Origin of the sequence: Streptomyces sp. CB02009, from assembly GCF_001905825.1 — a bacterium.
Classification (GTDB): Bacteria; Actinomycetota; Actinomycetes; order Streptomycetales; family Streptomycetaceae; genus Streptomyces.
The window spans coordinates 1,591,413-1,611,765 of record NZ_LIVV01000001.1 but is presented as its reverse complement, the minus strand read 5'-3'; the positions used below and the strand labels follow the sequence as shown (position 1 = coordinate 1,611,765).

The following is a 20,353-nucleotide window of genomic DNA, read 5'->3' as shown; positions in this document are numbered from 1 at the left end:
GCGGCCCGGACTCGGCTCGTTCCGCTCGGCGGCCGCGTCCGGTCTTCAGGCATCGAGCATGACCGACTGGTCGTAGCGTGCCGCAACCGCCATCGCGGACCTTCCGCGATGGCGGTCGCGGTGTGTCTCAGTTCAGCCGGGAGGTGGCGTAGGCCTCGATCGCGTCACGCTGGTACGCGGCCAGGCCGGGAGCGATGGACTCGTAGGCGGCGCGCCACGTCTCGTTGACGACGATGGAGCGCCCGATGGCCCGGTACTCCTCGGCAGAGACCGCGCGCAGCTCGGCCAGTGCCCGGTACTGGCCGTCGATCTCGGCCTGGACCCGGTCGGCGTCGGCCGGGAGGCCCGCGGCCATGAGTTCGGCCAGCCGGATCATCTGCGCGGTGCGCTCACGGTGGCCGGCATCGGCGTCGGCCTGACTCATCGTGACGGCGCGTCGCCCGATCTCTTCGGCGAGTTCGGGGAAGTCGCGCATGTTCTCCTCGTACTGGGAGGGCGTCACGCCCTCGAAGAGGTTTTCCGGTCGGTTGATGGTCATGGGATTGCCGTCCTTTCTGGACTGATCCAGTTCGGCGATCGTGCGGGAAACCGTGCCGGCCAGCGCGTCGAGCCGGTCCCGTTCCGCGAGGAGGCGCTGGTGGTGGCCCCGCAGGGCATCCACCTCGTCGATCTGCTCGGACAGGATCCGGCCGATCTCCGACACCCCGACACCCAGCGCCCGCAACACAAGGATCTGCTGCAGCCGCAGCAGCTGACGCTCCGCGTAGTAGCGGCGCCCGCTGGCGCCGATCCGGGCGGGCGGCAGCAGGCCCGTCTCGTCGTAGTGGCGCAGTGTCCGGGCGGTGACGCCCGACATCCGGGCCACCTCGGCGATCGACCAGTCCATGGCGACTCCTGCACGTATGTATCGCAGGGCCGGTTTCTCCGGCCCTCGTCACGACGGTAGGAGCTGCCGCAACGGCAACTTCAACCCCCGATCCCAGATCCCCTCGGTCAGGACGACGCGGTCAAGGTGATGGAGGGTGTCGCGCGCATGACCGACATGCTGTCGAGTCAGCAGCAGGAGCTGATCGACACTCTCGAGGAGATGGCAACCGCCGAGACAAACTTGGCTCGTCGTGACTGCCTGGTGCAGTTCCCGGAGGGCTTCGGACTCGTCGGGGCCCTCCTGAAGGATGTGCGCTAGCCGTGCAAGGCAAGCGCCAAACCGCGCCGTGGCGGTTGATCCTCCACCCAGACTCGTCACCATGGGCTCGACGATGTTGGATAGCGGCGTGGTGAGACGCAAGAAAGAGAAGAAGAAGCGGCCCGCCTGGGGCGTTCCGAAGGGGATCGTCCTGTCGGCAACGCCGGAGGGCTGGCGCACCAGTGTCCTCACCGAAAGCGGAACGCTCTGCGGGCGGTTGAACGTGCCGATCAACACCGACCCGCAAGATGCGCGGATTGCGGCGGCGGTGATGGTGACGGAACTCGCGCGCGACTTCCACGACACCGATGTGAAGGTGAGCTGGGATACGCTTCAGGAGCCCTGGTCATGGACGGCCCAAGTCACCCTCGCCGCGGATGCCGAACCACCTTCGCCGGACGCCGAAGGCTGATCGGCAAGCGCGGGAATCGAGCAGGCCGCGCTTGCGCAAGAAACGGAGCGACGCGGCCGGACCTCCGTCCTCAACGTGATGCTCAGCATGCCCGCCTTCGGGCCGGGCGCCTCCGAGACCGGCCGGTCCCTCAGGCCGGTCTTCGCCGCTGCGGCTCATCGCGGGGTGCACACCGTACGCCGTCTCCTGCCCCAACCCCATGGCGCCGGCACCTGATCCCATTGAGCACCGCCGAGCCCCCAAGCCCCCCGGTCCCCCGGTCCCCCGGATCCACCGGACCTCCTGAACCGGGGGCAGGGCGCCTGTCAGACGGGCTGGGTTGCGAAGACGAAGAGGCCTCCGGTGCCGCGGAGGACGGCATACCCGTTCGTCGTGAACTGCGGGATCTCGTCGATCCCGGAGCCGAGCGGCTTCTTGTCGTCGGCGTCGAGCGCGGCCCCGGTGCCGTCGAGGTACGCGTACAGGACGCCGTTGGCCGGCAGGGCGTTCGGCGTGATCGTCACCTCGTCCGCGGCCTGGCGCCACAGTTCCTTGCCGGTCTCCGTGTTCCAGGCGACCGCGCCCTTGGTCCGATGCCCCCGGCGCTGGAGGACGTCCTCACCCCTGGTTGATGACGCGGCTCGATGAGATCCGCGTACAGCCCCCGGTGCGGCGTTCGGAGTGTCCAGGGATCCGCCCCGGGACGGACGTACCTGGGCGACTCGAAGTGGCAGCTCGCCGAATCCGTGGCGCGTGGTCGCTGCCGGTGCAGGAGGTGTCACCGAGCAGGTGGAGTACTCCGCGACCCTGTCCAGGCTGGATGTGCTGGACCTGGTGGCGATGGCGCCGAGTGCGCCACGTGAGTCGTGCGGACCTGAACGACGGCGCCACCCTGCCCGAGCGGGTCACTGTCTCCGTGCTGGCCACTGCGTACCGGCCTCGGTGACCACGAGCGGACGCATGCGCCTGCGCACCCATGAGCAGTAGGCGTGTGCTTGGCGCCCTGCCTTCCCCGCAGCGTGGGGAAGGCAGGGCGTCCGTTCGCCGACCATCGACGGATGGTCTCAGTCGACTCGACAATCAACCGCGCCCACCGGCTCGCCGCGCACACACGGCCCGGCCAGCCCGGGCGGAAGGAGTACACCGGAACCGCCACCTGCCGCGGCACGAGTGGTTGCTCATGCCACCGGGGGCGGGCCGACCAACCACGCGGTACGTCTCAAGGTCTACGACAGGAAGGTCCCGCCTCTTTTGCGCACTCCTCGCAAGATGCCTTCACATGAGTTCAGTTGACCTTGCCCACAACCGCCTTCTCCTCAACGGCAGCAGCAGCGAAGAACGGGCCCAGATCCTCCAGCCCGCGATCCTTGCTGCTCACGGCCCACGCCGTTGCGTTCCTGGAGGCCCACCCCTCGGTGACCAGACCCTCGGCGACCCGGCGCACCTCATCGAGGGTAAGAACGAACTCTGACGCGTCGCCCGGTCCGTGCTCGTTCACGGCGGAGGAGCCGTGTCCGACCGACCTCGCAAGCCACGGGTAGACGGTCGTCCAGTCCGCCGCGCCCATCTCAACCTCGGCACGTCCTTCAGCCACTGCGTCAAGATTGCGGTAGTCGCACGCGAAGGTGTCTCCCGTCGAGCTACGCACGAGGGGTTCGCGCTTCTCCAGAACCTCCTCTACAAGCGACGGTTCAATCTTCGTGAGCGTCAACCACATCGACATGGGCCGTTCTCCCCCTTCACGCATCCACACCTTTTCATCCGCTGACGAGGACTACCCAGAGGCGGTACACGGTGCGCGAGTTGCCCGCCGGAATGGCGTGATGGGCATTCAGAGTTACTGCACCGCGGAACGTTTGAGCAGAGGGAGTCGGGTCAGACGCCCCGATGTCGGAAGCGCACACCTTGGGGGGTGGGCCTTCCGGAGCGGGCCGTCCTCGTGGCGCCACTTCCCCTCGGCGTCAAAGGGCATGCCCCCGCCCGCACGACGGGCTGCCGCCCGGATCCGTACGGCAGCCGGACACCCCGCACCCCGGCCGCCTCCCTGCCGGGGCGCGCGGGTCCGTCCGGCGGACCCCCGGGGCCGGTGCTCAGACCGCCGCCCCCGGGCAACGGATCCGCCAGCATCAGGCGCCTCCTGTATGGACAGGGCAGGTTGAGAGGTCTCTACGGGAGGCACCACGGTGCAGACATCCGCGAGGGTCAAGGCGCGGCACGTCAGGAGAGGTAGTCCGCGCAGCCCTCGTCATCGAGTTCGAACGGGCCCTCGGGGATGATGCAGAACTCGTTGCCCTCGGGGTCGGCCATCACGAGGAACCCGCCGGTGGCGTATTCCTCCAGCCGGCGGCCGCCGAGTGCCTCGACACGCTGCTGCTCAGCGGTCGGGTTGGGTGAGGTGACGTCGAAGTGCATGCGGTTCTTGCCTGACTTGGGCTCGTCACTTCGCTGGAACCCGAGGCCGAGGCCCCTCTCGCGCTGCAGCCACACGTAGGGGCCCATGCGGCCCACGACCGGCCTTCCAAGCAGCTCGGACCAGAACGCGGCAAGTCGCTCAGGGTCTGCGGCATCGATGACGAGGGCGTTGATCTGCATAGATGACTCCTCCATGCCTTGATCCTCTCAGGGCACACCCGATCGCCGAGCGTCATAGGCACGTTCGCAACGAGCGGCAGAGCCTCGCGAAGGGTGTCCCGTAACTGCTCTGCGCCGCGAGTGCTGAGCCCTTCCCCGTGCTGGGTCCCTATGAGCGCGGGACGGTGTCAGTGGGCGAGGGCACACTGAGTGCGTGATCACCTCTCCACCGACCGCAGACCTTGCCTCCCGACCCTCCCCTGTCTGGGTGGAGTCGATGGGCGGCCCTCTGATCGTCATCCCCGTGTCCTCCCTTGCCGCCTGGGGCGGGTGCACGGAGAGTGGTCTTATGCCAGGAGACGCCACCGCCCCGGACGACTACGACCGGGCCTGCGCAGTGGATGATCTGGCCGGCGTGATCCCCATCGACGAGAACGGCGCGCAGGCGCTGGTGTTGGCGGACGAGCCGGCGACCAGCTGCTATCTGCCCCAACACCGAGCGTTCCTGCGGTGGCTCGCCGCCGATAGCGAGGCCGGACTCGGCGCCGCGGCAGATGCCGTCCTCGCAGACCCGGCCACGGTGTGGGAGGAGTGCGGCACCTGGGTCTCGGACGGTCCTGCGGTGCTCATGGACTCTGCCGAAGCGGGTTCCGACTTGGGCGTCGAATACCCCGACGGTGGGATGCCTGCCGAGGCGCCGGTCCCGCTCCCCGCCGGCCGCTGGCAGGTCCGCGCCACGCAGACATGGGTGGCTGGGGAGAACTGGGTCGGCCTGGTCCAACTCCTGCCCGCCGAATCCTGAACGGGCCGAGCTTCGGCCGCCGGGTGCGGTGCATCGCAGCGACGCCGGCAGCCACCGCCCACCGGCTCAGCCGGAGCGCCTTGTCCTGGGCAAGCGAGTGCCCGCCTCTCGGGGGATGTAAGGCGGGCACTCACCGGCACTTCCGCCGCCGAGCCCGGTCCGGATGCAGTACTCGTGATCCGGATTCCGGTTGGGCGCGGAGGCGCTGTCGCGTTCCTTCGTGTCTCCTGGTCAGACCGCGGTGGTGAAGAGGTCACTCAGAGGCTGGGCGGAGTCCGTTCCGGAGTGGCCGAGGGGCGCGTCGAAGCTCCAGACGAGGAAGAGCAGGAAGACCACCAAGGCGCTGAACGTGGTGGCCAGTAGCAGTTCGCGCGCGGAGCGGCGGATCTGCAGGGTGTAGAGCAGGCCCAGGGTGACCAGGGCGCCGGCGAGGAGGCCGAACCAGAGGGCCGCGGGCAGGGTGGTGCCGGAGGTGTCCAGGCGCTGGTGGCGGGCGTCGTCCGCCGCCGCCACCTGGTCCAGGAGCGGCTGGTAGGCCTGGGCCTGGAGCTCGTCCGCCGGGGTTCGGTGAGCGATGTCGCTCCTGATGCGGCGCAGCAGTTCGGCGCCGGTGCTGTCGACGGGGAGGTCGTCCTTCAGAGCAGGCCATTCGGCGGTGACCGCGTGCCGGGCGTAGGCGTCGATGTGCTCCTTGATCTGCGTCCGGAAGGCGGCCGGGTAGACGTCCAGGCGCTGATCGATCTCGTACAGCGCCTGTGCCTCGCGCTGGACGGTGTCCTCGGCCGCGGTACGTGCCTCCCACACGCCGGCGATCGCCAGTCCGAGCACGATGGCGTAGACGACGCCGACCATCATGACCATGTACTCGAGCACGTCCGGTGTCTCTGAGGTGTCTTCGTCGACGGCCACGCGGCGGTGCCGCAGGACGGTCGCCGTGACGACGAGAACGCAGACCATGGCCGAGGCCAGGGTGTAGACGAGCCATTCCGGCATTGCAGAACTCCAGGACGAGCGAGGCGATGTGTACGAGATACGGGGGCGGGCGCGGCGGGCGGGCCAGCGGCCCGGCGAGCGGACGAGAGGCAGGGACCGTCAGCGGCGGCCCCGGCGACGGGACCCGGGCCGCAAGGCGGCCGCGGCCAGAACGGCCGGCAGGGTGATCACGACCGTGGACATGGTCATCGAGAGCTTCGGCGGAGCGGGGCGGGACGGGCCACCCGTGTAGTGCGAGCGCGGCTCCCACTGGAATCCCTCGGGCGCTTGCGCCGGAGCGGCCGTCGTGATGCTCGGTGCTGGTGGCGCCGATTCGGGGCCGGGTGCTGGGAGTGCTCGGGGTTCCGGGGCGGCGGGCTCCGGAGCGGATTTCGGTGGCGAGAGGGCAGGCGGCCTCGGCGGTGCCGGCTCGGGGTCGGGAAGGGGCAGAGACGGTAGTGGCGCCTTCGGCGGAGGCGGCGGTGTCGTGGGCCGCGCCGTGGGCCGCGGAGAAGGTGGCGGCGTAGGCGACGGGGACATCGGGGCGCACGTGGGGCGTGGGGCTTCCGGCGCCCCGTCGCCGTAGCCCATGTCGACCCATACGTCCGGAGCACACACCACCAGGTGACCGTGAGCGGGAGAGTGGTCCATGACGACGGTCACGTCTCCGTGGTGCGGCAGTGGGCACAGTGCCGCCGCAGCCCCGAGACCGATGTTGATCCAGCCACCCACTCGTCATTCCTCCCCGTGACGACCTGACGTCGGACACGCGTTCAGGGCTCGAGAGGGCGGTTCTGGCACTGCCCTCGGAGCTGCCACTGCGGGTAACGATCATGGGCCCGACCAGTCACGCGGAGATCGGACGTGCTCGCCTGCCATCGGGGTGAACGCAGCGCTACGACGCCGTGCCCAAGCGGGGTGGCCGGGCCGGCCCGCCCGCGTACTGCGGGGAGCGCCCTGGCCGCTGGCACCGGGGTACGGGTCGCGTTTCACTGGAAGGTGCTGGAAGGCGCCGTATGGCGCCGCGCCCGCGTTCCGGGAGGTTCCGTGAACACGCACACACCGCCCCGTTTCGACCCCACCCGCGTCCCCCACCTGCTGGGCATGTTCGCGCCGGTGACCGAGGAGGTCGACGCCGCCGAGCTGGAGGTCACGGGCGAGATCCCGGCCGCCCTGGACGGCCTGTACCTGCGCAACGGACCGAATCCCCGTTTCACCCCGATCGGCTCGTACCTGTACCCCATCGACGGTGACGGAATGCTGCACGGTGTGTGGCTTTCCGAGGGCCGCGCACGCTACCGCAACCGCTTCGTGCGCACTCCTGCCCTGGAGGCCGAGGAATGGGCCGGGCGGGCTCTGTGGGGAGGCCTGGAGTCGATGATCCTTCCGGATGCCGAGCAGGTCGGACCGGAGCTCGCGGGGACCTTCCGGGAGCTGCCCGACATCAACGTCGTACGCCACGGGGGCCGCCTGCTGGCCCTCGCCGAGTCGGACTCCCCGTACCGGATCGGCGCCGGACTGGAGACCCTCGGCCGCGAGGACTTCGAAGGGGCCCTGCCCGCGGGAATCACCGCCCATCCCAAGATCGATCCGGTCACGGGCGAGATGGTCGTGTTCTGCTACGGCCTGGAGCCGCCCTTCCTGACCTGGTCGGTCATCGGCCGCGACGGCACCGTCACCAGCGGACCCACCCTCGTCGACGGCGTCGACGAGCCGATGATGATCCACGACATGGCCTTGACCCGCCGCTTTGCCGTCCTGGTCCTCGCGCCCGCCTTCTTCGACCTGGACGCGGCCATGGCGGGCGGCTCGTTCCTTGCCTGGCGGCCCGAGCGCGGTACCCGCGTGGCCCTGATCCCCCGCGACGGCAGTCCGCCGCGCTGGGCGGCCGACGAGGCGTTCTGGACGTGGCACACCGTGAACGCCTACGACGACGGCCCCGGCGCCGACGCCCCGGTCGTCCTGGACTACGTTCAGTGGAGCCGGCTGACGGTCGGCAGCGCACCGGGCGCGGCTCAGGACCCGGTCAGTGGCGGTCTGACGCGGGCGGTCATCGACCCGGCGACAGGCTCCATGACCCGCACCCTGCTGGACGACGCCCGCGTGGAGTTCCCCCGCATCGACGACCGCCTCATCGGGCGGCGCCATCGCCGTACCGCGCTGGCGACCTCGACCGGCCGGACGGACCTGCTGTCGGGCGAGTACGACGCCGTGCGCTTCCACGACCTGGAGACGGGGGCCTCCCACGTCTGGGACGCCGGGGACCTGTCGGTCGGCGAACCGGTCTTCGCGCCCGAGCCGGGTACCGACTCGGAGGAGAGCGGCTACTGGCTCACCTTCGCCACCGACCGCACCGACGGGTCGAGCTGGTTCCTGGTCGTGCCCGCCGAGGACCCGGCCTCCGGGCCGGTGGCACGCGCCCGCATCCCCGTCCGGGTCCCGCTCGGTCTGCACGGCTGCTGGCTCCCCACCGAAGGCGGCCAGGCAGCCGAGGAGTGAGCGCCGTCCGATAGCACGTGACGATCTCGGCTCCAGCGGGCTCGAATTGAGCGGGGGTGGGTCTGCCCGTTGCAGCCGCCGGCTGGCCCCGGTTACCGGGCTCAGGCGGTCACTCAGCTCCAGCCGGCTCGCCCGCCTTGTAGGGTGCCTGCCAAGGGGGCGGGTATGGATCATCGGGATCAGGACTGGGACGACGACAGCTCTTACCGGTCAGCCCTCAGGCGTGCCCGCATCACCATGGCTTTCGCTCTGGTGGCGACGCTGTTGCTGCTCGGGGGCGCGGCCGTCGCCCTCTTCGGAGTGTCCCTGTTCCTGGACCTCGTCGACTCGCTCAGTCCGTGACGGCGTTCCTGGAGAGGTCGGTTGAGCGCAACGGCGCGCACGTCGGCCTCACCGGGCGCGGGCTCTGTGGGTCCCTGGGGCTGCCGGCGCTCACACTCGCGAGCCCCCTCGAACACGAGGGCGAATGTGTGCCGTTGTCCGGGGCACAAGGGTGCCATGGCGACGACGGAGGAGACGAGTGTGAGCGGTACGGACGGACAGAGACGTGCGCGCGACGAGTCGCAGGAGGAACGGGCGGACCGTCGGTGGACGGAGCTCATGCAGGAGATACGGGTCGCGCAGACCGGGGTGCAGATCATGTTGGGCTTCTTGCTCACCGTGGTCTTCACCCCGACCTTCCGGGGCCTGGGACAGACCGACAAGACGATCTACCTCACCACGGTCGTGCTCGGGTCCCTGGCGACGGGGGCCCTGATAGCACCGGTGGCGTTTCACCGCATCGTGTCCGGGCGTCACCTCAAGCCCCACGGCGTCGCCTGGGCCTCTCGGCTCATCTTCGCCGGCCTTGTGCTGCTCCTCGCCACTCTGACGTCCTCGCTGTTCCTGATCCTCCGCGTGGCGACGCATGACCGATACGTACCGTGGCTCGTGGCCGGAGTCGTGACCTGGTACCTGTGCTGCTGGTTCGTCCTGCCCTACTGGGCACGCTTCCGCTATTCCAGCGGCGACGAGGACTGACCAGGACCGGTGCCGTACGTGCCGGGGGCGAAAGAGGCGGGGGCGAAGGAGCCCGGTGGCGGGACGGACCCTCTACCGGTACCTCTTACGCAGCGTCCTCGGCTCCGGCACGGCGGGCCGGTGTGCACTGACCGCCTCACCCGTCGAGGGGATCGCGCACACCGCACACCTTGCTCGTGACGCGCGCCTGACCTGTCGTTCCGAATGGCGTCACGTCGGTGACTCCTTCCGGGTGCATGTCGTGAACGCGCGTTACGGTGCGGCAGGGCAGGGCAGGGGACGGTCATGAAGCGCACTGATGACGGTCCTGACGGTGGCCACACGCGACCCGACGCGGTCAGCACCGCGACGGTCGAAGCCCTGGGGTCACTGTCGAAGGCACTCGAGACGGTAGAGCGGGCCCGTGGCCACCTCTACGGGTTCCACCAGCTGACCGGGACCGCGGACCTGGAACTGGACCGTTCGGTCGCCTTGCTGAGGGAGGCCGGTCACGGCTCCTGGGCGGACCGTGTGGAGGCCGAGGTACTGGGGCGCAATGTCATCCCGGGCCATTGGACCTTCCAGATCGTGGAGGCGTACAACAGCACCTACTACGAGCCCTTTCGGGACCTCGAACGCCATGCGCTGCGTGCCCTGGCGGGCGGCAGGGATCACCTCTACGAAGCGGCGATGAAGGAAGCCCGCCGGACCGCGGGCCACCCGGATCACACCGCTCGCCCTTCCTGACGCCTGTCGGCGAGGCCGACCGCATGGCGTCAGCGCAGTTCTGGCTGGGCCTCATCGATCCGTCAAGAGGCCTTCCCCTTCTTGCGAAGCGCACCGGGCTTGTGCACGGCGGAGCGGCCGGTCTTGTCGCTCTCCACCTCGTACTGCGGTTCGTCCCGCGAGGCATCGACCGTCCGTCCTGCGGCCCGGCCTCGGGAAGTGATCTTCTTCTTGATCTTCCCCGACACGGTCTGGCCATGGCTCTTCCACGACACCTCGTCGCCCTTGTGCACGTCGTCCTTCTTCACCATGACGTCTCCTCGCCGGATCGTTCAGCTTGGATGCATCCGCCCCGGCCGCGTATCGCTCGTCCCTCCGGACCGGTCACACTTCCAGGCTCCGGTCATTCACCGTGTGACGCATCCGCTCCCGCCGAGGGCCCTGCCAGCAGCATCCACCTCCACCTCCACCTCACGCCCGAGACGGCCACCGATGACGCACGTTCCCGGGCCGGGACGGCGATGCCGACAGTGCGGCAAGTGGTCGTGTGGTGAGCGAGAGGAGGATGCCGAGACCGTCGCAGAGCTTGAGCAGGCGGGCGAGGACGCTGAGCGAGGGGGCGGTCGGGGGCCCCATCGGCATGTGGAGGCGCACCAGGCGCGGCCGGTAGGTGAGGATCAGGGTCTGGAGCCGCAGGGCTGCCGTGGCGCGGCCGTGGACGTCCAGGTCGGCTGGGAGGCTCACCAGCAGAGCGTGGCCGTCGGTTGCGTAGTCCGAAGGCATGGCCGGCTGCTTTCCGCCGGACCGGCACGCAACGCGGCCTCTGCCGAGGCGGGCGCCGATTGCATGACCGGGCGGCTGATCGTGGGGGGCAGGGATGCAGGACGTGGCCACTGGCCCATGGGCGTTCGGGTGATGTTGCCCGTTCCTCGGCTTCGAGGCCGGGTGAGGACTCGCCCCTGGGGGCTGAAGCGCAATGCCCTGCGCCACAGGCAGCCGTCATGGCGGCGCTTCCTACGCTACGCCCGCCCGACCAGCAGCGCAGCCGCACTCGAAGGGAGCGGAGAGACGTTGGTCCAGCCGGTCACTCCCGCGGTTGGCGGTGCCCGCCCTGACGTCGCGTATCGCACAGCGTCCGGGCGCCACTCGCGCCGGAAGCCGTTGCGGAGAGGCAGCCGCTCCGTAAGGGCCCGGTGGGGGCTCCGGTTGCCGCACCTTCCCACGTGCGTGAGTTTGGATTGAGGGTCCGAATTCACCGACCTCTCAGCGATCGTCCTTGTCTTCAGGAGGAAACATGGCGCACCCCGAGCAGGACCCGAACAAGCAGGAAGGTCCGATGGACGGCGGTGCTGACGGCACACCCGACGTTCATGACGGAGGTGCGGACGGAGGCGCCGACGGAGGCGCGGACAGCGGCGCAGACGGAGGAGCCGACGGAGGCGCAGACGGCGGCGCAGACGGGGGTGCGGACGGCGGCGCAGACGGAGGAGCCGAAGGTCCGGCGGACGGTGGCGCGGCCGGCACGCCCGGCGTGCACGACGGCGGAGCCGACGGAGGCGCCGAAGGTCCGGCGGACGGTGGCGCGGCCGGCACGCCCGGCGTGCACGACGGCGGAGCCGACGGCGGGGCCGAAGAAGGCGGCGGCGGCGTTTGAGCACCGTCCCCACGACCCTTCGGGACACGGCCGCTGAATCCGACGGCCGTGTCCTGGAGACGCGTCTGATCGGGCTCAGCCGCGAGGAGTTCGCCCTGGAGGTCTGGGGGCGCGCTCCGCTGCTCACTCGCGGAGTCAGTGACTTCTCCGACCTGTTCTCCGCGTCGGCGGTGGACGAGCTGGTCTCCCGACGTGGGCTCCGCACGCCGTTCCTGCGCGTCGCCAAGGACGGCTCCGCCGCTCCCGAGTCCTCGTTCACCTCACCAGGAGGAGTCGGCGCGTCGGTCGCGGACCAGCTGGACGACACCGCGTTGTGGCGGAGCCTCGCCGACGGCAGCACTCTGGTCCTGCAAGCCCTTCAGCGGACCTGGGAGCCGGTCACGGACCTGGTGACGCGGCTCGGCACGGAACTGGGCCACCCCGTGCAGGCCAATGCCTACGTCACGCCGCCACAGAACCGCGGCTTCGACGACCACTACGATGTCCACGACGTCTTCGTCCTGCAGGTCACCGGCACCAAGCGCTGGATCATCCACGAGCCCGTGCACCCGAACCCGCTGCGCGACCAACCCTGGACCGCTCACCGCGCCGCTGTCGCCGATGCCGCGCGGACAGAGGCGTACATCGACACCGTGCTCGAACCCGGCGACGTCCTCTATCTGCCGCGCGGATGGCTGCACGCCGCCGAGGCTCTGGGCTCGGTGTCGATCCATCTGACTCTCGGCGTCCACACCTGGACTCGGCACGCGCTGGCCGAACAGCTCGCCCAGTCCGCACTGGCGTTGCTCGGAGAGGACGTGGAGATGCGAGGGTCGCTTCCCCTGGGTGTGGACGAACCGGGCGATGAGCTCGCCCTCGTGCGCCGATGCCTCGTCGCGGCGCTCGGCGAGGCCGACCCCACTCCCCTCTTCCACCGCACCCGCCGCAGCCAGGCACGCCCCGCGCCCATGGGGCCGCTGGCGCAACTCAGGGCTCTCGAAAGCCTCGCGCCCCACACGCCGGTGCGGCTTCGCCAGGCAGTGGAGGCAAGGCTGGTGGGCCGGCGCCTCGCCACCCGCGTCGGGTGGCTCGACTTCCCGCCGTCGGACCTCCCGGCGGCGCTCAGGGTTCTCGGCGGCGGCACTCACCTGGCCGGCGACCTGGGTCTTCCCTTCGTCGAACGGCTTCTCCGCGCAGGTGTACTGGTGCCCGCCGAGTCATGAGGCAGACGCCATGACGACTCCGGCACGGTTCCTTTGCGCCGACGCCGCTCGCCTGCGCGGCGACCCGATCGCCGGCACAGCACCGTACGGTTCGGTCTGGATCCTCATCGAGTACCGGGCAGGCTGGCCGTCCAACGGCTTCGACGGCCTTGACCTCGAACCCGAGGTCAAGGCACTGGTGCGCTCCGCCGCCCAGGCGGTGCGCGCACGTGTGCTGCTGATCAGACGCCACGGCCGCCGACGGCCCGACGAACGGCCGCGGTGGGCCGTCCTGCGCTACGAGAAGGACGGCGCCCACAGCCAGGAATGGGGAACCTGGGACGACGACAGGGACCTGGCGGGAATCGTCACCGCCCTGGACGCGCCCGGAGAAAGGGGGCACCCGCCCGTCTTCCTCGTCTGTGCCCACGGCCTGCACGACACCTGCTGTGCCGTCCGCGGCCGCCCGGTGGCGCGTGCGCTGAGTGAGGGCTGGCCGCAGCTGGTGTGGGAGTGCAGCCACGTGGGAGGCGACCGGTTCGCCGCCAACGTCGTCGCCGCACCCGACGGCGTCTACTATGGCAACCTCGACGCCCCTCTGGCGTTCACGGTGGTCGAAGAGCACCTGACGAACCGCATCCGCGCCGACCACCTCCGCGGATACACCGACCTCGTCCCACCCCATCAGGCCGCCCTGGCCGCGGTGCTCCGCCACGCGGGCCCGTCGGGTCGGCACGACTACGTGATCGAGGAGGCGGTCCGGGACGCCGAACGCTGGCGGATCCGCGTCGCCGGCCGCCTCGGTGGACTGTCGACCTTCGAGGTCGAGATCCGCGCCCGCCGCGCACCCGCACACCAACTGACCTGCCGCGGCCCGTCCCCCGGCTCGGCGGTGTACTACGACGTCATGTCGCTTCGCGTCGGCTGATCTCCTCACTCGCTCCTCGTCGGACAGGGTCCTAGACGTGGGTACGTGGGACGTGTTCGTTCCAGGTTCGGGAGAACACCCGGCGTCCTCCCTCGTAACCGTCCAGGGTCGCGTCGACGTGGAAGGTGTCGGCGTCCGATGTGAGAACCGTGCGTGTCTCGACCCGTACCTCCCAGTCCGGTCGGGCGAAGGTCATGGTCCAGGCGGACTCTCCGCGCACCGAGTCGAAGTCCTCGGCGATCCAGCTGTACTGCTCGCACGCCCTCAGTCCCACGTCTATACCCGCGTCCTCGTACCGCTGGATCCCCTGGTCCTTCACTATGTCGAGCACCGACCGGTAGTGCACCAGATCGCGTGAGACCGTCCACGCCTGCTCCGGTTCACTCAGCCGCGTGACGGCGGGCGGCTCACAGCCCTCCGGTTCGCCGAAGGGACGCAGCTCCGCGTCGGTCACGGCGTCGGCGGCGCGGACCGGCAGGGTGAGGGAGCTTCCGTTCTCGTGCACGGTGAGCAGCACCGGTTCGGGGGCGGGCCAGACGAGCGGCCAGTACGAGGTCGACAGCGACAGCCGAATGCGGTGACCGGGTGGGAACGCCTGGGCGACTCCGTGGAGCGGCACCCGGACCGTGTAGCGGCGGCCGGGCGTCAGGGCGCTGGGGGCGGCCTCGCTGTCGCGGTGCACCAGGTTGAGCACGCCGTAGGTCACCCGGGTCGAGCGGCCGTCGGGTGCGACGTCGGAGAGCCTGACGTTCAGCTGGGCCACGGGAGCGTCGGCCGACAGCTCCACGACGGCGGCGGGTGCGCCGAGGATCTCGATCCGCTCGGTCAGGGGCTCGGTCTGGAAGACGAGCGAGCCGCCGTCCTCTTCGCGCTGGTCGTACGGGAGGTCCGGCGGGGCGTTGTACGACGCCCACTTTCCGGCGAACTGGCCGACGGACAGGGGGGACTGGATGGTGTGCGCGTGGTCCGCGGCAGGGGGTCCGTCGTCCGGACCGGGCGCCCCGGGCATCCGGAGCGTCCGGTCCCGCACGACGAGGACGGTCTCGGTCACGTTCGGGGAGGGCCAGGAGGGTTCGCCGATCCAACGGCCGGGGCGTTCCTCGTACGAGGTGGAGGGCGGGACGCTCTCCTGCATCCAGGTCCGCAGCATGGGGCCGTCCATGACGCCGTTGTCGACGTCCTTGAGCCAGTGGTCCCACCACCGCACCACCTCTTGGAGGTATCCGATGGCGGGTCCGGGTTCCCCGAGGTGCGGAAACTTGTGCGACCACGGGCCGATCAGGCCCTTGCGTGGCACGTCGATGTGCTTGAGCAGCCGTGTCACCGCGTTGGAGTAGCCGTCGGCCCAGCCGCTGGAGGCGAGGACGGGACACCGCAGGGCGCTGTAGTCCTCGCTCAGGCTGGCGTGGCGCCAGTAGTCGTCGCGCTGCGGGTGGCGGAGCCATTCAAGGACCCAGGGACGGGCCGCTTCCAGGCGTTCGCCCCACATGTCGCGCCATCGGTTCCCGACCACGGCCGGGTCGGGCGGGCAGGTGGCGTAGGCGAACATGGTCCCGGCCTCTGCCAGGTTGTCGGAGAGCATGGCTCCGCCCAGGTAGTGCATGTCGTCGGCGTACCGGTCGTCGGTGAACGAGGAGACGCAGATCGCGCGCAGGCTCGGGGGGCGGCGGGCGGCCACCTGGAGGGCGGCGAAGGCCCCCCAGGAGATGCCCATCATTCCCGTGCTGCCGTCGCACCAGGGCTGTTCCGCCAGCCAGGCCAGTACCTCCTCCGCGTCTTCCTGCTCCTGCTCGAGGTACTCGTCGAGGAGGACGCCGCCGGAGTCCCCGGTGCCCCGGATGTCGACGCGGACGCAGGCGTAGCCATGTCCGGCGACGTAAGGGTGGTGGATGGCGTCGCGGGTGGAGGTGAGGTCGTTCTTCCGGTAGGGGATGTACTCCAGGACCGCCGGGACGGGTTCGGTGTCGGAGGAGTGGGGACGCCAGATCCGTGCAGAAAGCCTGGTTCCGTCGGTCATGGGGACAGCGACATGCCTCTCCTCCTTGATCGAGTGCGGTAGTTGGTCCACGTATCGCATGTAGGAGCTACCTCCTGTGCTCGCTGAGTCCGGCTTCATGGGGGCAGGGCCCACCGGCCGGCCGGTCAGTCGAAGGTGAGGCCGAGGGCGGCCACCGCGCGGTCGAACTTGCGGCGGAGGTCCGCCTCGTCGTGGCCGCCGGTGAAGATGTGGGCGACTTCATAGCTGTAGCTGTCCTGCTGGGACACGGTGGAGAGTCTCTGCCCCTCGTGGGGGACGACGTCGATCCGGACGCCGGGGATCTCCCGCTCGATGGCGGCGATCCGCTCGGGGCTCGGTATTCCGCGCACTGTTCCGTCGGCGAACCAGCGGTAGTACCACTTGGCTGCCATGGCGTACTCCCCCTGGCCGCTGGGGAGCGCGGGGTCGCGGCCGAGCGCCAGACTGATCATCCGGCTGTGGTTGGGGGCTCCGTCGACATACTGGAAGAGTTCCGCATGCGCCTGTGAGTGGCGGGGGTTGATCTCCAGCAGGCTGACGTCGCCGGTATGGGGATCGTAGAAGTACTCGATGCTGAAGGTCGCCGAGTCGAAGCCGATCTGCGCCATGGTGCGCTCGCTGACCTCGTGCAGTGCGCGGATCACGTCGGGCGGCAGAGTGCTGGGGTACTGGTGCCTCAGGAAGCACGGTGAGCCGGGGTAGTTGATCGAGTCCAGCACGCCGTAGACCGTAGGCCGGCCTTGGTAGACGTATCCCTCGACCGCCACCTGGACACCGGTCATCGCTTCCTCGGCCAGACAGACCTCCCCGCCGACACCGCGCATCTCCTCCGGCAGGTCCAGCAGGTCGAGGACGGTCTCGAAGGGACGCCCGACGCGGCCGATGCCGGCGCGGATCTCTTCCACCGCGGCCCGGAACTCGGCCTCGTCCTTGACGCCGAAGGCCAGCTCGGAGGAGTAGGCGAGGGCGGGCTTGATCCACATGGGGAACCTCACGCCCTCGGGCGGCCGCGGGTCGGCGGTGTCGAGGTCGACGCGGCCGAACCGCGGGTGGGCATCGACGGCCTTGCGCTGTTCGAGGCGGCTCCAGTATTTGTGCTCGCACTTGACCACGGACTCCAGGCTCGTGGTGCGCGTGCCGTACTCTTCGCCGAGCATCGGGACGAGGGTGCTGACGGGGAAGTCCCAGTAGCCGACGATCGCGTCGATGCTTCCCTCGTGGGCGTCGAGGACCGCCCTGGCTCGTTCGAGGAGACGGTTCACGGAGACCTCCCCCTCCTGGAGCTCCTCGATGGTGAGGAGGCGGTGGAAGCGGTACGTGTCCGCGTCCGGGACAGCTCCCAGAGTCGGCAGGTTGGCGTCGTCGAGACCGATGACGAAGATGTTCTTGAGCTGGTCAGTGGGCACGTCGATGTCCTTTCGGAGCGGGCCGTTCCCTTACTCCGGGCCGCCTGCCCTTGTCTGTGGGCATCATGCGAGGACGCGGCCGTCGCCTCGTCCGACGCGCAGCTGCGGCTCTGTCGGAGCCCCGCGGTGTCGCGGGGAGGCTCGCGGGGTCTACGTCACGGCGATGACGTGGAGATGGGAGCGGATATCGGCCACGAGTCGGCCGGCGTCGGTCAGCAGGGTCCCCCGGATCGTCGGCGCAGCGGGAACCGCCTGCGGCCGCTGCAGGTGGTGCACATGGTCGCCGACGTGGGCGAACTGTTGCTCCAGGCGCCGGGGGTCGGTCCGTCCGGCTTGGCCTATCTCTTCGAGGACGTCGGCCACACCGTTCAGGAACGCCTCGTAGTCGGCACGGAACGACGGGGGCAGAGCGTGGATGTGTCCGTCGGCCAGAGCGTATTCCAGGGTCCGCGTGATGGACTGCAGGTGGTCCAGCGAGCGTTGGGCGATGGTCAGCGCCTCGCGGGCTCGGGGCATGGCCTCATGGCGGGGGTCGACGGTGCGGCGGGGATTGAGGCGTGAGTTCTCCGTCTCCGTGTCCACCTCACCGTGCAGGCGGTCGCACTCCCATGCCAGCCGCCGCCACCCCGCGCGCAGGCGTCCCACTTCGTCCCCATCGCCGTCGCCGGTGGCCGACGGGTCGGCGAGCGAGCGCGTGCCGGCGGAGATCTCGTGGCAGACGAGGGCGACCGCCTCCTGATGGCGGCGGGTGTGCCGGGCGGGGGCGAGGAGCAGGTGCGCACCGATGGCGCAGGCCGTTCCGATCGCCACGGATGCGATGAGGTGGCCGACGTAGTCGATGTGTCCTTGCCCGGTGGTGAAAGCGAAGAGCCCGACCACGGCGACCTGGGCGCCCTGACTGCCGAAGGGGCGGAATCTGCCGACGGCCAGGCCCAGCAGCACCAGAGATGCGAAAGCCCACCAGTGGATCCCGGCCAGGGCCGCCAGGCCGGCGGCCAGCACGGCCCCCGCGGCCATGGCCATCAGGTACCGGGCGCACTCGCGTACCGATCGGTAGACCGTCGCCTGCAGCACGGCCAGTACGGTGAACGGGGCGAAGGTCGTCACAGCAGCGGGCAGCAGGTGCCGGGCGAGCATCCAGGCCAACGTGGATGCTCCCACGCTCTTCGCGCCGAGCAGCAGATCGTCCCGCTCCGGCCCGGGAGCGCGCAGGCCCCTGCCCACGCCCCCCGCCACCGCGGCGACCGCGTTCCGCGCTCTGCGCAGCATCGTCGTCCCCTCCTCCCCCGCATCACGCTCTCCCGGTCGCGCCCGGACGGGCGGGGTCCCCTCCCCGGCATCACCTGGCTGCCGGTCAGCCGCGCATGCCGCCGGGAGCTGGTTCGTGGTGGTACGGGGAACCGGAGAAAGCGGGCTCGGTGCGGACAGGATCGGTGTCCCGGGGCACGCCCGCCGACGGGAGGGTCGTACGACCGTTGTGCCGCCCGTATCCATGCTCGAATTGCACATGCCCCGCGCTGAACGCGCCATGTGCAGGTCTTCAGCGTGTTGATCGCCTGCCGGGCCAGGGAACGCGGAGTGCCGTGTCGCACGGCGATGGCGCCCTCCACGAAAGGAGCGTTGCCGCTACGGGGTGCGTCGGGCGGTGCCGGCCGGATCGGGGAAGGCGGCCGGCACCGCGGCTGATCAGCCCGGCCACGTGCCCGTCACGCGCCGGACCGTCACAGCCCCCGACCGTTCGACCGAGGCCTTGACCACGGCGAAGATCGCCCCCTGGATGGCTGCGGCGAGCAGGATCTCCTTCCAGGCCCGGTCCTCGTCGGTGGCGTCAGGGGCGTCGCCCTCGCCCTCGATGAGCTTCCACGCCTGTTTGAAGGCGGCGCCCGCGATCAGACCGCTGAGGGCGCCCAGGGCCAGCCCTATGGGCTTGTACGCAATCTTGGATGCCTTCATCGGCTACGTCCCCGGCTGCGACGGACCAGCACGAAGACGGCCACCGCGGCCCCGGCCAGCAGGAGCGGGGTGCGGTTGGCGCGTGCGGCCGTCGTCGCGTGCCCGGCCCTTTCCAGAAGAGGGTCGGGTGTCTTGTCCGTCGCGTACTGGCCCGCCTTGGCGGCGCTCTCCCGTGCGTGTGCCGCGGCCTGCGCGGTCTTCTGCTGAAGCGAGTCGGGGGTCTTGTCCTTCACCACCTGGGCGGCGTGCCCCGCCGTCTCGCGGATCTGTTCCGAGACCAGTGCCGCCTTCTCCGCGGCCTGGCCCTTCAAGGCCGCTGTCTTCTTCTTGGCCTGTTCCTTGATGTCGGTCTTCGCGGCGAGGGCCTCGACGGTCCGGCCGAGCTCGTCGCGGGTCCGTTCGACCTGATCGCGCAGTTCGGCGGAGCCGATCTCGGCAGGGGTGGGGGCGGGGGTGCCGATGTTGGTCCGGGCGTCGTCGTTCATCGGTGTGCCTTCTCCTTGATCTCGGCCACGTCGGCCTTGACGCTGTCGATGGTGTGCTCGGGAGCCGGGGTACCGGCCCGGGCGATCTGCTTCCTCCCTGCCAGGCCGGTCACGGCCGCCAGGATCCCCAGGACCGCGGTGATGACGAGGGCGGACGCCCACACCGGCAGAACCAGCGCCAGGGCGGCGATACAGGCTGCCGTCAGAGCCTGGAGTCCCAGCAGGCCGATGATTCCTGTGGCGCCGAAGAGGCCACCGCCCTTCCCGTAGCGCTTGCCCTTCTGGGTCATCTCCGCCCGGGCCAGTTGCATCTCCGCGCGCACCAGCTCGGACATCTGCTGCGAGGCGCGTGAGACCAGGACGCCCACCGGGTCGTCGGCGGCTTGGGGCTGCCGCTCTACCGTGCTCATGAGGGGGACACCTTGCCTTTCGTCGATGTGCTCGAACGGCCGTCACGTCGGTCAGGGCTCTGGACAGCGCGGGTGCTGTCCTGGCTGGAGGCATCGGCGCTGTGCTTGACCGAGTCGTCGCCGTTCCGGGTTCAGGAGTGGTCATTTCGTCGTCACGGCGCGCCTACCCCGCA

At 70.0% G+C, this 20,353-nt stretch carries 23 protein-coding genes; 10 read left to right on the top strand and 13 right to left on the bottom strand.

Features of this window, described 5'->3' with window-relative positions; all coding sequences use genetic code 11:
- Positions 1-127: 127 nt before the first annotated feature.
- Entirely contained in the window at positions 128-886 is a 759-nt protein-coding gene (locus AMK27_RS07200; protein WP_073903670.1) for a MerR family transcriptional regulator, read from the bottom strand.
- A 147-nt stretch (positions 887-1,033) separates the two neighbouring features.
- Here AMK27_RS07200 and AMK27_RS42665 point away from each other — a divergent pair, with 147 nt between their 5' ends.
- Entirely contained in the window at positions 1,034-1,186 is a 153-nt protein-coding gene (locus AMK27_RS42665) for a hypothetical protein (RefSeq protein WP_158076906.1), read from the top strand.
- Between the two features lie 61 nt (positions 1,187-1,247).
- Positions 1,248-1,598, top strand: a complete 351-nt coding sequence (locus tag AMK27_RS07195; RefSeq protein ID WP_073903668.1) for a hypothetical protein — start codon at positions 1,248-1,250, stop codon at positions 1,596-1,598.
- Between the two features lie 305 nt (positions 1,599-1,903).
- Here the strand turns inward: AMK27_RS07195 and AMK27_RS07190 are convergent, their stop codons facing one another.
- From AMK27_RS07190 to AMK27_RS07175, 3 genes are all read right to left on the bottom strand, one after another.
- Entirely contained in the window at positions 1,904-2,101 is a 198-nt protein-coding gene (locus tag AMK27_RS07190) for a hypothetical protein (protein WP_073903666.1), read from the bottom strand.
- Positions 2,102-2,862: 761 nt separating this feature from the next.
- Positions 2,863-3,300, bottom strand: a complete 438-nt coding sequence (locus AMK27_RS07180; RefSeq protein WP_073903664.1) for a hypothetical protein — start codon at positions 3,298-3,300, stop codon at positions 2,863-2,865.
- A gap of 494 nt (positions 3,301-3,794) precedes the next feature.
- Positions 3,795-4,184 carry a VOC family protein gene (locus AMK27_RS07175; protein ID WP_073903662.1) on the bottom strand — a complete coding sequence of 130 codons (390 nt, stop codon included), beginning with the start codon at positions 4,182-4,184 and terminating at the stop codon, positions 3,795-3,797.
- Positions 4,185-4,425: 241 nt separating this feature from the next.
- Here AMK27_RS07175 and AMK27_RS07170 point away from each other — a divergent pair, with 241 nt between their 5' ends.
- Complete coding sequence (locus AMK27_RS07170) at positions 4,426-4,950, top strand: Imm21 family immunity protein (protein WP_107425484.1); 525 nt, start codon at positions 4,426-4,428, stop codon at positions 4,948-4,950.
- Between the two features lie 231 nt (positions 4,951-5,181).
- Here AMK27_RS07170 and AMK27_RS07165 read toward each other — a convergent pair whose 3' ends face one another.
- Entirely contained in the window at positions 5,182-5,943 is a 762-nt protein-coding gene (locus tag AMK27_RS07165; RefSeq protein WP_073903658.1) for a bestrophin-like domain, read from the bottom strand.
- Positions 5,944-7,026: 1,083 nt separating this feature from the next.
- Between AMK27_RS07165 and AMK27_RS07155 the strand changes: the two genes are divergently transcribed.
- From AMK27_RS07155 to AMK27_RS07145, 4 genes are all read left to right on the top strand, one after another.
- Positions 7,027-8,421: a carotenoid oxygenase family protein gene (locus tag AMK27_RS07155; protein ID WP_073904064.1), complete on the top strand. Its 1,395-nt coding sequence runs from the start codon at positions 7,027-7,029 to the stop codon at positions 8,419-8,421.
- 165 nt (positions 8,422-8,586) lie between these two features.
- Positions 8,587-8,763 carry a hypothetical protein gene (locus tag AMK27_RS42660; RefSeq protein ID WP_158076905.1) on the top strand — a complete coding sequence of 59 codons (177 nt, stop codon included), beginning with the start codon at positions 8,587-8,589 and terminating at the stop codon, positions 8,761-8,763.
- A gap of 156 nt (positions 8,764-8,919) precedes the next feature.
- Positions 8,920-9,441, top strand: a complete 522-nt coding sequence (locus tag AMK27_RS07150; RefSeq protein WP_073903654.1) for a DUF6328 family protein — start codon at positions 8,920-8,922, stop codon at positions 9,439-9,441.
- Between the two features lie 285 nt (positions 9,442-9,726).
- Positions 9,727-10,167, top strand: a complete 441-nt coding sequence (locus AMK27_RS07145; RefSeq protein ID WP_073903652.1) for a hypothetical protein — start codon at positions 9,727-9,729, stop codon at positions 10,165-10,167.
- A gap of 62 nt (positions 10,168-10,229) precedes the next feature.
- Here AMK27_RS07145 and AMK27_RS07140 read toward each other — a convergent pair whose 3' ends face one another.
- The gene (locus tag AMK27_RS07140; protein ID WP_073903650.1) at positions 10,230-10,457 is read right to left on the bottom strand and encodes a hypervirulence associated TUDOR domain-containing protein; all 228 of its coding nucleotides are present in this window, start codon (positions 10,455-10,457) and stop codon (positions 10,230-10,232) included.
- Positions 10,458-10,617: 160 nt separating this feature from the next.
- The gene (locus AMK27_RS07135; RefSeq protein ID WP_198955801.1) at positions 10,618-10,890 is read right to left on the bottom strand and encodes a hypothetical protein; all 273 of its coding nucleotides are present in this window, start codon (positions 10,888-10,890) and stop codon (positions 10,618-10,620) included.
- Positions 10,891-11,440: 550 nt separating this feature from the next.
- Between AMK27_RS07135 and AMK27_RS43485 the strand changes: the two genes are divergently transcribed.
- The 3 genes from AMK27_RS43485 to AMK27_RS07120 are packed head-to-tail and all read left to right on the top strand — an operon-like array spanning position 11,441 to position 13,909.
- Complete coding sequence (locus AMK27_RS43485; protein WP_073903646.1) at positions 11,441-11,800, top strand: BatC protein; 360 nt, start codon at positions 11,441-11,443, stop codon at positions 11,798-11,800.
- A complete protein-coding gene (locus tag AMK27_RS07125; protein WP_073903644.1) occupies positions 11,797-13,002 on the top strand; it encodes a cupin domain-containing protein in 1,206 nt (401 codons plus the stop codon). The genes AMK27_RS43485 and AMK27_RS07125 overlap by 4 nt, the downstream gene beginning before the upstream one ends.
- 10 nt (positions 13,003-13,012) lie before the next feature.
- The gene (locus AMK27_RS07120; RefSeq protein ID WP_073903642.1) at positions 13,013-13,909 is read left to right on the top strand and encodes a sucrase ferredoxin; all 897 of its coding nucleotides are present in this window, start codon (positions 13,013-13,015) and stop codon (positions 13,907-13,909) included.
- Positions 13,910-13,940: 31 nt separating this feature from the next.
- Here the strand turns inward: AMK27_RS07120 and AMK27_RS07115 are convergent, their stop codons facing one another.
- From AMK27_RS07115 to AMK27_RS07090, 6 genes are all read right to left on the bottom strand, one after another.
- On the bottom strand, positions 13,941-15,986 hold the full coding sequence (locus tag AMK27_RS07115) for a CocE/NonD family hydrolase (RefSeq protein ID WP_073903640.1): 2,046 nt from the start codon (positions 15,984-15,986) through the stop codon (positions 13,941-13,943).
- A gap of 65 nt (positions 15,987-16,051) precedes the next feature.
- On the bottom strand, positions 16,052-17,332 hold the full coding sequence (locus AMK27_RS07110; protein WP_073903638.1) for an ATP-grasp domain-containing protein: 1,281 nt from the start codon (positions 17,330-17,332) through the stop codon (positions 16,052-16,054).
- Between the two features lie 150 nt (positions 17,333-17,482).
- On the bottom strand, positions 17,483-18,601 hold the full coding sequence (locus AMK27_RS07105) for a hypothetical protein (RefSeq protein ID WP_073903636.1): 1,119 nt from the start codon (positions 18,599-18,601) through the stop codon (positions 17,483-17,485).
- Between the two features lie 417 nt (positions 18,602-19,018).
- Positions 19,019-19,285, bottom strand: a complete 267-nt coding sequence (locus tag AMK27_RS07100) for a DUF4235 domain-containing protein (protein ID WP_073903634.1) — start codon at positions 19,283-19,285, stop codon at positions 19,019-19,021.
- Positions 19,282-19,770 (bottom strand): DUF3618 domain-containing protein, encoded by a 489-nt coding sequence (locus AMK27_RS07095; protein ID WP_073903632.1) that lies wholly within the window; start codon positions 19,768-19,770, stop codon positions 19,282-19,284. Before AMK27_RS07095 ends, AMK27_RS07100 begins: the two co-directional genes overlap by 4 nt.
- Entirely contained in the window at positions 19,767-20,180 is a 414-nt protein-coding gene (locus AMK27_RS07090) for a phage holin family protein (RefSeq protein WP_073903630.1), read from the bottom strand. Before AMK27_RS07090 ends, AMK27_RS07095 begins: the two co-directional genes overlap by 4 nt.
- Between the last annotated feature and the right edge of the window lie 173 nt (positions 20,181-20,353).